This window comes from Chryseobacterium sp. (assembly GCF_022712095.1).
In the GTDB taxonomy this organism is placed as follows: domain Bacteria; phylum Bacteroidota; class Bacteroidia; order Flavobacteriales; family Weeksellaceae; genus Chryseobacterium.
On the sequence record NZ_JALAHD010000148.1, the window covers coordinates 13,574 to 28,269 of the forward strand.

A 14,696-nucleotide genomic window follows, 5' to 3' on the forward strand; every position below is an offset into this window, starting at 1 on the left:
TTGCAAAGTTAATAATTTCATATGATAAGGTCTTAAAATGGAAATACCTCAGAAAACCAATTGATTTCTGAGGCATTTTTTTAATTTTAATTATTTAAATGATAAATTATTAAAACATATTATTTTATTTCAAATGAAACTTCTTTTACTTCTTCTGAATTTCCACCAATCATTATTTTGAATGTTCCGGGCTCTACTATAAATTTTCCTGAATGGTCATAAAACCCTAATTCTTTGTCTGTTATATTAAACTGAACGGTTTTTGATTCTCCCGGCTTTAAAGCAACCAGTTCGAAACCTTTTAATTCTTTAACAGGCCTTGCCACTGAAGCGAATTCATCATGAATATAAAGCTGTGCTACCTCTTTTCCTTCGTATTGACCAGTATTTTTGATGGTAATACTTACCGGAACCGTTTCTCCCTTTTTAAATTCCTTTTTACTGATTTTAGGCTCAGAGTACTCAAATGTGGTATAGCTTAAACCATATCCAAAAGGATAAAGTGGGGTTTTCTCCGAATCCGAATAATGAGTCCAGAATACATTCTTATCTTTATCAAAAGGTCTTCCCGTGTTCATGTGATTATAATAGATAGGAATCTGACCTACGTTTCTTGGAAAGGTCATCGGGAGTTTTCCGCTTGGATTGTAATCTCCATACAATACCTGAGCAACTGCATTTCCAGCTTGAGTTCCAAGTTGCCATGCCTCTACAATTGCGGGGATGTTTTCACTGGCCCAGTTGATCGTTAATGGTCTTCCGTTATTAAGCACCAAAACGATATTGGGATTGATTTTATAAATCTCTTTCATAAATTCTTCCTGTAATCCCGGGAGATCCAGATTGGTTCTGCTTCTTGCTTCTCCTGAACTGAAACCATGTTCTCCCAAAACCATTACAACAACGTCTGCGCTTTTAGCTGCTTTCTTTGCTTCTTCAAATCCGGTTCTGTCTGTTGTGTTATACTGTACTTCTGTTAAGAAAGTCGGCTCTTCTGTAGTGGTGTTGATTCCTTTTACATATGTGAAATCATTGCCTTTATATTGTTTCATACCTTCAAGAACGGAAATGGCGGTATTATTATCAGAGGCAATTCTCCAGCTGCCTAAGGGTGAATTTTTACTTTCAGCCAAAGAACCTAATAATAAAATTTTCTGTCCTGATTTTTTTAAAGGGAGGAGTTTTTTTTCATTTTTTAGAAGAACAATTGATTTTTTCGCCATATCAAGGACTGCATCCTGATTTGCTTTGCTTCCTATTATTTCTTTTTCTCTTTTCTCATCGAGGAAACGGTATGGATTATCAAATAAACCTAGCTCGAATTTAACTCTTAAGATTCTGCGGCATGCATCATTGATGTATGATTCATCTACTTTTCCCTGTTTTACAAGGTCTGCCAGATAAGGAACGTAAATTCCGCTTTCCATATCCATATCTGTACCGGCTTCTACAGCAGCTTTAGCAGCTGCATTTTCATCTTTTGAATACCCCCACGGAATCATTTCCCGGATAGAAGCCCAGTCGGAGATGACAAATCCTGAAAACGCCCATTTTTGCTTTAAGATATCTCTTAATAAATGTTGGTCAGCAGTTGCAGGAACTCCATTAATTGTATTGAATGAGTTCATGACACTTCTTATCCCTGCATCTACAGCATCTTTGAAAGGGGGAAGTACCTGGTTGTATAGAGTATTGCTCCCTATTTCTGCAGAATTGTATTCCAGTCCTGATTCTATAAAACCATAAGCAGCAAAATGTTTAGCGGTAGCTGCAATTCTTAACGGAGAGCTGAAAGAATTGTCTCCCTGAAAACCTTTTACCCGTGCTGCAGCAATTTTTCCTCCTAAAAATGGATCTTCGCCAGCTCCTTCCATTACACGTCCCCATCTTGCATCTCTTGAAATATCCATCATAGGCCCGAATGTCCAGTTGATACCGGATGCCGCAGCTTCTGAAGCAGCTACTTCGGCAGATTTTTCAATAGCTTTCAAATCCCAGCTGGCTGCTTCTGCTAGAGGGATTGGGCTTAAAGTTTTATATCCGTGGATTACATCAAAGCCTATAATTAAGGGAATTCCTAATCGGGTTTGTTCCACGGCCATTTTCTGTACAGCCCTCACTTCTTTCACTCCACGTACGGTAAGCATTGATCCCACCAGCCCTTTTTTAATATTTTCATATTTCTGTTCTGCTGTTCCGCCAACAGGTGCAGGTCCGGTAACGTCCCAGAAGCCGTTGTACTGGTTCATCTGGCCGACTTTCTCCTCTAGTGTCATTTTGGACATAAGAGCATCGATATTCTTTTCGATTTCCGGATTGAGCTTTTGCTGGGCATTCACGTGGGTTACGGTAAAGATATTCATGGCTGATATAAAAAGTATACGTTTGAAATTCATTATGGATTACTTTAAATTATATTTATTGTCTCAAATTAAGATAATATAAAATTAAGATTTATTTTTCATTCTCAGTGGTAAAACTTGAAGCAGGAAGATCAGCCCGGTTAAACAGATCGGGAATAGCAGTGTTTCTCCATGCATATCTTACTAGAGCAGGGTGTCGCACAGTTTTAGATTCAAGGATGATATCAGTTCCTTTAATAGTCGCTTTTGCCTTGGAAAACTTACCATCTGTACCGGCTATTTCAAATAATTGAGATTCTTTGTTCTTAAAATGCAGTCCTTCCGCATAATCAAAATGAAGAATTGTTTTATTTCCTTTGAAGTCTACAGACTTGAATCTTGGGCTTTCTACCAGATTATTATGAGAGTGATAAATATTTTTTAAGATTAAATTGGCCATCCTGATACCGACCGGTTTTTTATTTTTGGGATGGATGTCGTCCACTACATCAAGATCGGATGTGATGACCAATCCGGAATTGGGTACTTCTTCCGAAACAATTCTCTGGACATTTTTAATTCTCACTGTAGTATCACCCCATCCTGTGTAGGGAGCAATCTGGATGAGGTAAAACGGAAAATTATAGCCTCTGTCGTTTCTCCATGCGGAGATCATAGAAGAAAGCAGGACAGAATATCCATCAGGATTACCCGTATTGGTTTCTCCCTGATACCACAGAACACCTTTTATTTTAAATGAATTGATCGGGTAGATCATGGCATTATATGCACCGGAAAGTTGGGATGGATAATAATCCGAAGCAGAAAGATTTTTATAATTTTCAAAGAGTTGAGGTTTTTCTTTAAATACATATCCCGGAGTCCATAATTCTGCGGGAGATCCACCCCAGGCAGCAGAGATGATCCCAACCGGAACATCATTAAGTTCCTGCTGAAGCTTTTCTGCGAAGAAATATCCGATAGCACTGAAGTTCTTCATGGTTTCCGGAGTACATGTTTGCCATTCACCAAAAAGATTATTCTGAAGGAATACAGAGGATAATTTAGGAACGGAAAAGAAGCGGATATTCGGATGATGGGCTTTTGCAACTTCTGCATCTCCATCTTTAATACCCCAAGCGGCACTCATTTCCATATTGGATTGACCGGATACCAGCCATACCTCACCTGACATCACATTTTTTAAACTTACTTCATTATAGCCTTTTAAACTAATGGTATAAGGCCCGCCGGCTTTTCCCACAGGAATAATAATTTTGAATATGGCATCATTTCCGGTAACTACTTTGTATTCTTTATCCAGAAAATCAGCTTTTAGAGTAATTTCTTCTTTGGGTATTGCATTTCCCCAGATCACAACTTCGGAATTACGCTGCAAAACCATATTATCGGTGAAAATAGCAGGTAAATTGATATTGGCCCACATCAAGGATCCTATAAGCAGACTTAAAAAAGTGTAGATTTTCATGGTTGGATGTTCAATAGTTTTTTAAAGAAAGGATATAATTCATCAGCCATTTTCTGATCATCTTTGATACTTGGATGATGGCCACAGCCTGTAGGTTTTATTTCCTTGAATTCGAAGATCTCTATGGGAGCGTGCTTCCTGTCATTTTTAAAAGCGTCTTTTACAGCTTGCAGGTACTCTACGAATTGGGTATTCTTCTCACCTGATACCATAGGACTGTTCAGCAGGACAATTCTTGTATTCGGATATTTCCTGTAGACGTTCTGAATAAATTTAATGTAATTCTCCACGAATTTTACCTTATTAAAAGGGAGCCGTTTCTTTTTACCGTCGCCATCGGACAGGTCGTTGGTTCCAAGACAGATGCTTACCAAGTCAGGCTGATACTCATCTCCGAATTTTTCCGGTTGGGAAGTTCTTAAATACAAATAATCATACACATCAGGAAGAATGGTCTCTTCTTGCCTTTCCGAGTTCCAGTTTCTGTACATCCCATAGCCTGACACCGAGCTCAGAAGAAAATCCGTACCCAGCATTCTGGAAAGAACAGGGCCATAGGCAAAATAAGCATTGTGCTGATCAAACCATTGTCCCTGGCCACAAGGAAGCCCGGATTCATCATTTCCAAAACCACAGGTAATGGAGTCTCCTATGAATTCTATTTTTTTAGAGGAAGCTAATTGGGATGGAGAAGCATTAATTCCGCTTCCGTCAAATTCCACTTCACCCATTCCGGCTTCGGTAGCTTTATATAATTTCAGGATATGAATGGTTTTGGATGGATCAGTTACCTGATAGGTGAATTTCTTGAATTCGTTATTATCTACTTTAAAGCGTCCGAGATATTTCCCGTCCAATTCAATGGAAACATAATTATAATACCCTTGGTAAGGAATGTTTTTAAGATTAAAGCTTACGGAGCTTCCTTTGAACTGAAATTCTACAGAAGAGCCGGGACCTATCAGTTTTCCTCTGTTAAAGAAAGACTGCAATACTCTTCCGTTCCAGAAAAACTTCTGAAGATAATTTCCCTGCTGATCAAACTGACGAAGATATTCACGGGTTTTAATTCCCGATTCATTCAGATCAGGCAGTTTCCACTCTCCTTCTGAAGAAGCCGTTTTCAAAAGCATGGAACAGGTTTCTTTTTTGTCGGAAACCGACCATGTGATCCAGCTCAGCTGATGTTTGTTCATCCATTCGAAATATCGGAACCATTCTTCATCATCGAACTTTCCATCACCGGTAGCTTCCATTCCTGCCGATTCTGAAATGAAAACAGGAATTCCTGCATGAATTGCAGCGTCCACTCGTTCTCTTAATTCGCTTTTATGGGTGGCCGCATAAAAATGCATGGTGTACATGATATTTTTTACTCCCTTTATCGGATCTTTCTGAACAAGATCAATTCTTTGGTCCCATTCAGGATTGCCTACCAAAATGATATTGTCGGGATCGTTTTTTCTGATCACCCGAATGATTTCTTCTGAATATTTTTTTATCTCTTCCCAGGACTGCTTTTCCGGCTCATTGAATATCTCATAAATGACATTCGGAGACTTCCCGTATTTACGGGACATGGTATCAAAAAAATCTTTGGCTTCCTTCGTTCGGATATTGTGGCTGTGCCAGTCGATGATAACGTAAATACCTTCTTTTATGGCGGCATTCACTACCGTTTCTACACTTTTAATATTCTCCTGAGGCTTTTGAAGATAGGCGCCATCCGGCTCAACACCCATAGCAGCTCTTACCACATTGACATTCCAGTCATTTTTCAGCCATTTTACTGCCCCGGCTGTATAAAATCTGGAATGCCAGTTGCTCCATCCAAAACTGGTTCCGATTAAGCGAACAGGTTTTCCTTTCTGGTCTGAAAGCTGAGTTCCTATCACCTGAAGGTTTCCTATTTCTTTTACCGGATTTTGAGCATTGACAAACGATAACAGGCAGAAAAGGAAGATGAATATAAGTCTTGAAATTTTCATGGTAAGTCTCTTTAAATTTAAAATAAAAGTATAACTAAGTTTTTAATATTATTTATACAATTTCAACTTTGAAGCTTCTTTCTGAAATAATGTTTTTTTATCCTGATAGAATTTAATAAAGTCCTTCTCCGAAGAATGTCCTCTAAAAGGAAGGTAATATTCTACTTCATTATTTTCCGGTTTAAAGCCTGCATTTCTCCAGAATAAAACATAGGAGAATTTATGTTTGTTCAATACAGGTAATAATATATTAGAGAACCATTGTCTGTCAGGAATCTGGTTATATCCGATTTCGCCGATAGCAGATATTTTTGAATGTTGTCTGGCAGCTGTATTCATCACTGAAATCCAGGAATCCAGTTGAGATGCAAATTTTTTACCGTTTTCTACAGGTCCTCTTTGGTAGGCATCAAAAGAAACCATATCTACGTATTCATCACCGGGATATCTTGACAGTAAGCCTTCGGAAGTAGAAAATTCGGTGCTGGTATTATAGCTGAGTATGAGATGGTGAAGTCCTTTTTTTATTCTGAGATAGTCTGCTGAAAATCTGAACAGTTCTTTATATTCTTCATTGGAAGCAGATTTTGCTCCCCACCAGAACCAGCTTCCGGTATGTTCATGGAAAGGTCTCCAGATGACCGGAATATCTTCTCCGTTTTTACCTTTAAGGTCCGAAAGAAAAACGGCTACTTTATCTAAGTATCCAATGAAAGTTTCATGATCTTTACCTCCGGGGAGTATACTTTTGATGGATGTATTGGAAGAATCCCATGCGTTTTTTCCGGTGATAGGGTTGTTAGTATGCCAGCTTATGGTGATAATGCCTCCACGTTCATATCCTTCTCTGATATATTGTTTCATTTTCTCAAAAGGAACCCCGTCCAGATTGACTTCTTTTCCTAGTTCCAGATCACCCAGTTCCCAGCCATACACGGCTGGATAATCTCCTACGATATCTTTTACATCACTTCTTCCTTCCTGGTATTTCCAGTATACTCCATAAGCCGGATCATCCTGATGCCCTATGAAATATCCTTTTTGCTGAGCTTTGGAAAGATTATCATAAAGCTTGACTGTTTCCGGTGTTGCCTTTTCATCCGACAATTTGAATTGGGCATGAAATGCAGCCGCAAAGAATAATGAAGTTGCAGTTAAAAGATTTTTGTAATAAGATAGATTGATCATTACTGGATTTTAGGTTCAACTGATTATTGGGTTTTTACTAATCTTAACAGAAGAATATCTTTTGAAGGAATTGTTGCTGTTAAAGGCTTTGATGTAGTTCCTAAGTTTTTACCGGTCCATAAATCTACCATTTTGTAATTCTGATTGTTGGTGTCAAATTTCTTTTTGGAAACTTCATCGTCTGTAAAAGTATGGGCTTTCCAATCAAAACTAAAATCCTTGGGTGTCTTATCCCTGTTTAAGAATGCAACAGCCCAGTCACCATTTTCCAATGGTTTGAAAAAGATTTCAAATTCTCCTTCATCTTTATATTTGAGAGCCTGTACTCCGAGCTTATCCTGGTTGATGGCAATAACATTTTTATTCGTTAAAACCTTTTTGGTTTCTTCGTCCATATTTTTCAAGTCATTTCCTGCGATGAGAGGAGCGGCAAGCATAGCCCACATGGAGAAATGCGCTCTGTCTTCATTAGGTGCTAAAGCTCCGTTTCCTACCTCAAGCATGTCCGGATCATTCCAGTGTCCGGGGCCTGCATATTTTCTTAAACCTTCCTGCATGTCCAGAATTTGCATGGTTCCAAAAGCTTTCCAGGTTCCGTGATCCTTAACACAGTCAAAACAATTATAAATATCTCCTGTTGTTCTCCACAGATGTCCTACGCTTTCTCCCCATTCCCAAGGCTGGTTGTCTCCCCATTCACAGATACTTAGGATGATGGGACGACCGGCTTTTTTCAGCGCAGCTGTGAATGTTTTATAGGCTCCTTCAGCCTTTAAACCTTCTGTATTGCACCAGTCATATTTTACATAATCAATTCCCCATTCTGCATAGGTTAAAGCATCCTGGAATTCGTATCCGCGGCTGCCGGGCCTTCCCCCACAGGTCATTGAGCCCGCATCTGAATAAATTCCTATTTTCAATCCTTTAGAATGAATGTAGTCAGCAAGAGCTTTCATTCCTGAAGGAAAACGTTTGGGATCAGGATGGATAAATCCTTTTTCATCGCGATCCCCATGCCAGCAGTCATCAATATTAATATAGGTATATCCTGCATCCTTCATCCCTGAAGAAATCATAGCATCTGCCATTTCTTTGATGAGGCTTTCATTGACATTGCATGCAAATTTATTCCAGGAATTCCAACCCATAGGAGGAGTCATAGCAAGTCCATTATATTTTGTGTAATCCTGTGCGTAATTATTGCCCTGTGAAAAGGCAGTGAAACTCATGGATAATAAGATTGCAGAAATTAGTTTTTTCATGGGTATACTTTAAAAGGGTGTTGATAAATCAGGCTAATCTTTTTATAATTTCAAGGCAGGCTCTTCCGTTGTGATAAGGGCACTTCCAAAATCCTGCTTTATCTTTTCTGATGTGATGGTAGTTTCGGTCAATTCCCCAGAACCATTCGCCCTTCTGAGAATCTATAATATACTTTTTGGTAAATTCAAAATTCTTTTCAAAATAGTTCAGATATTTTTCATCTTTAGTAAGCTCATAAGCATTGACAAAGCCAATCCAGAATTCAGCCTGTGGCCACCAGTGCTTTTCTGCGATCAGATGATTTTCCTGCGGATTGAATTCATACCATAATCCACCATCTGAATCCAAACCTTCCAGCGTAGCATCGGTCATTTTAACAGCATAGTTCTGATATTGTTCGATAAGATTTTTATCTTCTGAAATCTCTGCACACCATTGTAGTAACCATGCGGCTTCTATATCATGACCATAAGAAATTACATCTTGCTTTTCATTCCAGTTTTCATCGAAGAAAAGTTTTAAATGCCATGTATTTTTATCAACGAAATATTGATCGATGGTTTCAAGGATATCAATAATATTTTGCTTCAATTCTTCATTTTTCCAGACGAGATAAAGATTAGCAAAAGCCTCCACGATATGAAGGTGGGTGTTCATTGTCTTTTTTTCGTTGGCATCTTTCTCACTTAAGCGCATGTCCGATATTTCCTCCCAATTTTGGTTATAAGCTTCAAAGTATCCTTTGTTTCGCTGATCATAAGAATGAGACAGAATACTTTGATAGAGTGTAATCGCTAAATCCAAAGCTTCTTTATTCCCTGAAGCTTTATAAAATTCACTTAACCCGTAAACGGCAAATGCCAAAGCGTAAATTTGGTTTTTAGTGTCTTTTGGAGAACCGTCAGGATGAATACTCCAGTATAATCCCTTTTCTTCAGGATTGTAAAATTTAGTTTTTATTTCATTGAAAGCTCTTTCTGCTACTTTTAAATGATCGTAATTTTTTGTGGCTGTATAGACAGCCGAATAGGTCCAGAGAATTCTTGCATACATTACCGAGCCTTTCTCCGCATCATAATTTTTATGTTCTTTATAATCGATCTCTCCGATAAAGCCTCCGTTTTTTTCATCAATGGAATGAGCACTCCAATAGTCAATGATGTGATGAAGTTCCTGTTCAATTTCTTGTAAGAGAGTAGAAAATATCATAAGAATAAGGGTTGTAAAAGTGTTACCAATAATTAATCTAATATTGGCAACACCGGATAAAACTATATAAAATTATTTTAAAGAATTGTTGTGGTCTACAATATCAATAATGGTCTGGACCGAATCGTAGGATGTTAATTTATCTTCGGGAGTATTCATACAGTAATCGATCAGCTGGTCTACTGAAGAAACGGCCACATGCATTCTTGTATCGGAGGAAGCATAATAAATGAAAACCTTTCCATCCTCATCAGCAATCCATCCATTTGAAAATAAAACATTCGATACATCTCCAATTCTTTCTATGCCTTCCGGAGCCATAAAATACCCTGCAGGTTTATGGGTTATCTTCCCAAGATCGTTCAGATCAGTCATAAACATATACATCACGTATCTAAGTCCAGCAGCAGTATTACGTACTCCATGAGCCAGATGCAGCCACCCCTGACTGGTTTTGATAGGAGCGGGTCCTAATCCGTTTTTTAACTCATAAACTGTATGATATACCTTACCATAGATAATATGTTCATCTTCTACCACAGGATTAGTCATGTCGGTAACATATCCTAATCCGATTCCGCCGCCACTTCCTACATCGATAAAACCATCCTGAGGGCGTGTATAAAGTACATATTTACCTTCCACAAATTCCGGATGCAGAACTACATTTCTTTGTTGTCCTGTATTGGATATAAGATCAGGAAGTCTTTCCCATTTAACTAAGTTTTTAGTTCTTACGATTCCTGCATTTGCAATAGCCATAGAAGTATCGCCTTTAGGAGCGTCGGGATCTTTTCTTTCCGTACAGAAAATGCCGTAAATATAACCGTCTTCATGCTGGATTAACCGCATGTCATATACGTTGGTGTCCGGGTTTCCTTCAATCTGAGGAATTACGATGGGTTTTTCCCAGAACTTAAAATGATCAATCCCATTGGGAGATTCTGCAATAGCAAAGAATGATTTTCTGTCATTTCCTTCTACACGGACTGCCATCAGATATTTGTCATTCCATTTCATGGCCCCTGCATTGAAGCCTGCATTGATTCCGAACCTTTCCATAAAGAATGGATTTCTTTCATCACTCATGTCATATCGCCATTCCAGTGGAGTGTGTGCGGCAGTGATTACCGGGTTTTTATATCGTGTGAAAATGCCGTTTCCTGCTTCGTCAACCGGAGAATTTACTTTTGAGATTAAATCCTCGAATTCTTCCTTTACAGCATTAAAACGGGTATTAAATAATTCGCTCATCTTGTTTTGATTATATTTTTAACTATTTCTTTTTTCTTCAAGTTGTCGGGTGATTTCCTTTACCTTCTTATCGGTTAAAGGATAAAAGATCATTCCTACGAAAGCCAGTATACAGCATGCCGCAGGTAATAGGCTGATCATTAATCGTTCTCCGAATATGGTGTCTGCGGTTTGTTGGGGGGCGTCGGGAACATAATTGAACCATGCAAGTATCCACCCGCTTAATGCAGCTCCTAAAGCCCATCCTAATTTTTGAGACATGGAAGAGGATGAAAAAATAAGTCCTGTGGCTCTTCTTCCCGTAAGAAATTCCTGATGGTCAACAATATCAGCGAACATAGACCAAAGCAATGGCAGCACATAGCCGGCAAAAACTGAAATAAGGAATTGCAGAATGAATATGAATGTAAGGTTATTAGGGATAAAATAAAAAATAACACTGAAAAATCCAGCTAATAAAATGGAGATCATATACGTTTTTTTCTTTCCATATTTTGCAGAAATGGTAGGGGCGGCAATCACTCCAATTAAATTGGCTGCCTGCCCGATCAGAAAATAAATCGTTGTGATATCCCATCCGGTCCCGGACATTTTGTAGTTCACCTGTACATAATCCCTGAAATAATAGATTGCTACACTATCCCGGATCGCATTGAACAATAAAGCAGCTAAACCGGTTCCTACCAATATCCACCATGGAGAATTGTTAAACAAATTCTTTAAATCAGTTGTTATAGAAACATTTTCTTCGGATTCGATCTGCTGAACCCGTTCTTTAGTCCAGCTGAAGCATAAAATAAAAAGAATCACACAAAGCAACCCGATAACCCCGACTCCCATTGCCCATGCAATAGCAGAAGTGCTTACTGAGTTTTCAACTATATGCTGGGTAGTGTCTAAACTTTGAGGATCAAATCTTTCAGCAAAGAAGTCAATAAGCGGCTGAAGCAGCATGAAGGTTACAAAGCTTCCGATAAAGGCAAAAGCCATTCTGTATGATGATAATGAGTTTCTTTCCTCGGGATTGGGAGAAATAGCACCTAATAATGAGGCATAAGGAACATTGATCAGTGAGTAGACGATCATCACCAAAGAATAAGTGATATAAGCATAAATAAGTTTTCCCGAGGTACTGAAATCAGGAACATAGAATGTAATAACACCCATCAAGGCAAACGGAATGGCAAACCAAAGTAAATAAGGTCTGTATTTTCCCCATTTGGTTTTAGTTCTGTCAGCAGCGATTCCCACGAAAACATCGAAAACCGAATCCCAAAGCCGTGCAATGAGAAACATGGTGCCGGCTGCAGCTGCAGTGATTCCGAAGACATCGGTATAGAAAAAAAGCGAGTACATTCCGAAGATTTTCCAGAACATGGATGAGGCTGCGTCTCCAAATCCGTATCCGATTTTTTCCTTTAAGCTTATTGTATCTTTGTTCATTGAGAAGAGAGGTTATTAGTCTTTATCAAATTATTTATAAACGTTTTCTTTTTGAATATCTTTCAGAAACAGAGTGTTTTTCAGATCATGAAAATCTTTAAAATCCTGTTCATTCGGATGCCCTTTGTAGGGAACGTAGTAATGCATTTTGTTTTCATGGGTTAAGCCGTGATTTCTCCACGCGAGGATGTAAGATATTTTGTAGTTTCCTACAGCATTCATTATTGTTTCGGTCCAGAATTTATTATAGGGAATTTGCTCGTAGCCTGTTTCGGCTAAGGCTGGAATCTTGTGATGTTCTTTAGCAATTTCATCCATAATGCTGAATTGTCGCTGTGCATTTTTCACAAAAGAATTATTTTCTGTTGGGTCTTCCATTTCATAGATGTCAAAGCTGATCATATCGACGTATTGATCACCGGGATAAAACTCCATGAATTCATCTTTTGTATTGAAATCAGAAGTATTGTAAACCCAGATCAGATTATTGACCTGTTTTTCTTTGGTTAAATAATCATAAGTGAATATCCAGAGTTTTTTATAATCTTCAGGGCTTGCATTTCCTTTTCCCCACCAAAACCAGTTTCCCGTTAATTCATGATAAGGACGAAAAAGAATAGGAACCTGTTTTTTATCTTTTCCTTTGATGCTCTTCAGGTATTTTGCAATACCATCAAGCCAGTTTTTATAAAGCTGATGTTTTTCAGCTCCCGGCAGGATCACTTTAATACTTTCTTTGGTATTGTCCCATGCATTCTTTCCTGTTTTAGGATTTGAAGTATGCCAGCTTATCGTGTTAATACCTCCCATATCATAGGCTTCTTCGATCATGCTTTTCATTTCTTTAAAACTAAAGAAATCGATAGGACCGTTTTTTCCTGTTTCATGATGGATAAGATCCCATCCGAAAACCGCAGGATAATCACCGGTTGTTTCTTTTACATCGCTTCTTCCTGACTCCATTCTCCAGTTGACACCATACCCCAGATCGTCCTGATGCCCGAACATGATCCCTTTGTCCAATAATTTCCATAAGTTTTTATACAGATTTTTGGCTTCCGGAGTAGCATTGGGATTGGAAAGAGTCTGGCTTTGTACATTAAAAAATAATGTACAATTGATCAGACAGATTATCCATATTCTATTTAGAGTTTTCATGGTTATTATTTAGCGTATTTTGAAATAACTTCCCAGGTAGAAGAATCCGAATCAAAAACAGCGTTTAATCCCTGTTCTTCCATAGGAGGGTCGCCCATAAAATCATCTCCTTTTTTCCAGTATACCTGTCCCGGAATTGGTCTTGCTGTTCCTCCGAAAGCCCAGAAAGCAATTCCTGCAAAGCTGCCTTTTCGCTGTTTATTATTTTTCCATAACTGAAATAGGGCGTCGTAATATTGATTTCTCAATGACACTGAGGTGTTTACATCAAAGGAATGCCTATCTCTTGGAAATCCGAATTCTTCCAGTACAATAGGTTTTTTCAGGCTATCAGCTATTTTAATATGAGAGCTGATGTATTCCAATGATTTGGATTTTGCATTCTCAAAGCCTTCTTCCATTTTTTCTTTTTCAAACCATCCCCAGTTTTTCGGCCAGATATGAATGGTAAGATAATCGATATTAATATCCAGATGGTTTTCTATATAAAGATCCCTGTTTTCGGTTCCCTGTTCTCCTTCGCTTCCGGTAGTCACTAAATGATTTTTATCCAGCGATTTGATGAATGCTGCAGTTTCCGCTATGAATTTTTTATAGCTTTCATTTGCTGAAGGTCTCATTGGTCGGGGTTCATTGGCGATCTCCCAAGCCATAATGCTTTTATCTTTTGTATACTGTTTTCCTGTTACTGAATTTTTTCGGGTAATAATTTTTTTAACCTGCTCTCTGTACTGTTGGATACAAGGTTGGCAGGTATAGAATTTTAAAGTATAATCCCTTAGTTCATCCCAGTTAAGTACTCTTTGTAAAGTGGTGTCGTCAATCTGTCCGTTCCAGTTAAGATATTGGAGGAAACCACCGCTCCATTCCCAGTTATTGGAAAGAAAAAGAACGACTTTCATATTTCTTTTGGAAATTTCTTTCATCAGAATATCCAGTCCTTTCAGATTTTCATCATTAAACTTTCCTGCCTCATACTGATAAGCAGGTTCTACACGGTTAACTCCATTGATCTTTCCGGAGCCTTCCACACCTACCAATACCCGGATATTATTTACATTTTGAGATTGGAGAAAATCTAATTCCTTTCTCAATCTTTCTATTCCTCTTTGCGGATTTTTCTCCAAACCTAGGTAAGAAGCATACCAAAAATTAGTTCCGATGAAATAATAAGGTTTTCCTTTCAGAAAGAATTGATGCCCTTTTGTCTTTACAAATTGTTGTGCGTTCAGCTTCATGAAGGTACCCAAAATGCATAAAACGAAAAGTTTGAAAATAGAATTCATCTGATTTTAAAAATAAAAATTTGTTAACGTTTGATTAATGCCAAATATATTTATGTAAGTTTGTGAGATATAATAT

The 14,696-nt window shown here is 38.2% G+C and carries 10 protein-coding genes; all 10 read right to left on the bottom strand.

Annotated elements, in window-relative coordinates; genetic code table 11:
- Nucleotides 1–119: 119 nt before the first annotated feature.
- The 10 genes from bglX to Q0A18_RS07530 all read right to left on the bottom strand — a co-directional run bounded on the left by bglX (nt 120) and on the right by Q0A18_RS07530 (nt 14,620).
- Nucleotides 120–2,396 (bottom strand): beta-glucosidase BglX, encoded by a 2,277-nt coding sequence (gene bglX, locus Q0A18_RS07485; protein ID WP_292009525.1) that lies wholly within the window; start codon nt 2,394–2,396, stop codon nt 120–122.
- A 58-nt stretch (nt 2,397–2,454) separates the two neighbouring features.
- Nucleotides 2,455–3,831, bottom strand: a complete 1,377-nt coding sequence (locus Q0A18_RS07490; RefSeq protein ID WP_292009526.1) for a sialate O-acetylesterase — start codon at nt 3,829–3,831, stop codon at nt 2,455–2,457.
- Complete coding sequence (locus Q0A18_RS07495; protein WP_292009527.1) at nt 3,828–5,819, bottom strand: cellulase family glycosylhydrolase; 1,992 nt, start codon at nt 5,817–5,819, stop codon at nt 3,828–3,830. Before Q0A18_RS07495 ends, Q0A18_RS07490 begins: the two co-directional genes overlap by 4 nt.
- Before the next feature lie 48 nt (nt 5,820–5,867).
- Nucleotides 5,868–7,007 (bottom strand): glycosyl hydrolase, encoded by a 1,140-nt coding sequence (locus tag Q0A18_RS07500; RefSeq protein ID WP_292009528.1) that lies wholly within the window; start codon nt 7,005–7,007, stop codon nt 5,868–5,870.
- Nucleotides 7,008–7,030: 23 nt separating this feature from the next.
- Nucleotides 7,031–8,269, bottom strand: coding sequence for a glycoside hydrolase family 27 protein (locus Q0A18_RS07505; protein ID WP_292009529.1), 1,239 nt, complete (start codon nt 8,267–8,269; stop codon nt 7,031–7,033).
- 28 nt (nt 8,270–8,297) lie between these two features.
- On the bottom strand, nt 8,298–9,479 hold the full coding sequence (locus Q0A18_RS07510) for an AGE family epimerase/isomerase (RefSeq protein WP_292009530.1): 1,182 nt from the start codon (nt 9,477–9,479) through the stop codon (nt 8,298–8,300).
- A gap of 72 nt (nt 9,480–9,551) precedes the next feature.
- Complete coding sequence (locus Q0A18_RS07515; RefSeq protein ID WP_292009531.1) at nt 9,552–10,733, bottom strand: glycosidase; 1,182 nt, start codon at nt 10,731–10,733, stop codon at nt 9,552–9,554.
- Nucleotides 10,734–10,751: 18 nt separating this feature from the next.
- On the bottom strand, nt 10,752–12,176 hold the full coding sequence (locus Q0A18_RS07520; RefSeq protein ID WP_292009532.1) for an MFS transporter: 1,425 nt from the start codon (nt 12,174–12,176) through the stop codon (nt 10,752–10,754).
- Nucleotides 12,177–12,206: 30 nt separating this feature from the next.
- Entirely contained in the window at nt 12,207–13,334 is a 1,128-nt protein-coding gene (locus tag Q0A18_RS07525) for a glycosyl hydrolase (RefSeq protein WP_292009533.1), read from the bottom strand.
- Between the two features lie 5 nt (nt 13,335–13,339).
- The gene (locus Q0A18_RS07530) at nt 13,340–14,620 is read right to left on the bottom strand and encodes a cellulase family glycosylhydrolase (RefSeq protein WP_292009534.1); all 1,281 of its coding nucleotides are present in this window, start codon (nt 14,618–14,620) and stop codon (nt 13,340–13,342) included.
- Between the last annotated feature and the right edge of the window lie 76 nt (nt 14,621–14,696).

Bases quoted from the DNA above. Each gene is read 5' to 3' on its own strand.
- Q0A18_RS07500 (WP_292009528.1), bottom strand. From the start codon at position 7,007: ATGATCAATCTATCTTATTACAAAAATCTTTTAACTGCAACTTCATTA.
- Q0A18_RS07510 (WP_292009530.1), bottom strand. From the start codon at position 9,479: ATGATATTTTCTACTCTCTTACAAGAAATTGAACAGGAACTTCATCAC.
- bglX (WP_292009525.1), bottom strand. From the start codon at position 2,396: ATGAATTTCAAACGTATACTTTTTATATCAGCCATGAATATCTTTACC.
- Q0A18_RS07490 (WP_292009526.1), bottom strand. From the start codon at position 3,831: ATGAAAATCTACACTTTTTTAAGTCTGCTTATAGGATCCTTGATGTGG.
- Q0A18_RS07515 (WP_292009531.1), bottom strand. From the start codon at position 10,733: ATGAGCGAATTATTTAATACCCGTTTTAATGCTGTAAAGGAAGAATTC.
- Q0A18_RS07520 (WP_292009532.1), bottom strand. From the start codon at position 12,176: ATGAACAAAGATACAATAAGCTTAAAGGAAAAAATCGGATACGGATTT.
- Q0A18_RS07495 (WP_292009527.1), bottom strand. From the start codon at position 5,819: ATGAAAATTTCAAGACTTATATTCATCTTCCTTTTCTGCCTGTTATCG.
- Q0A18_RS07505 (WP_292009529.1), bottom strand. From the start codon at position 8,269: ATGAAAAAACTAATTTCTGCAATCTTATTATCCATGAGTTTCACTGCC.
- Q0A18_RS07530 (WP_292009534.1), bottom strand. From the start codon at position 14,620: ATGAATTCTATTTTCAAACTTTTCGTTTTATGCATTTTGGGTACCTTC.
- Q0A18_RS07525 (WP_292009533.1), bottom strand. From the start codon at position 13,334: ATGAAAACTCTAAATAGAATATGGATAATCTGTCTGATCAATTGTACA.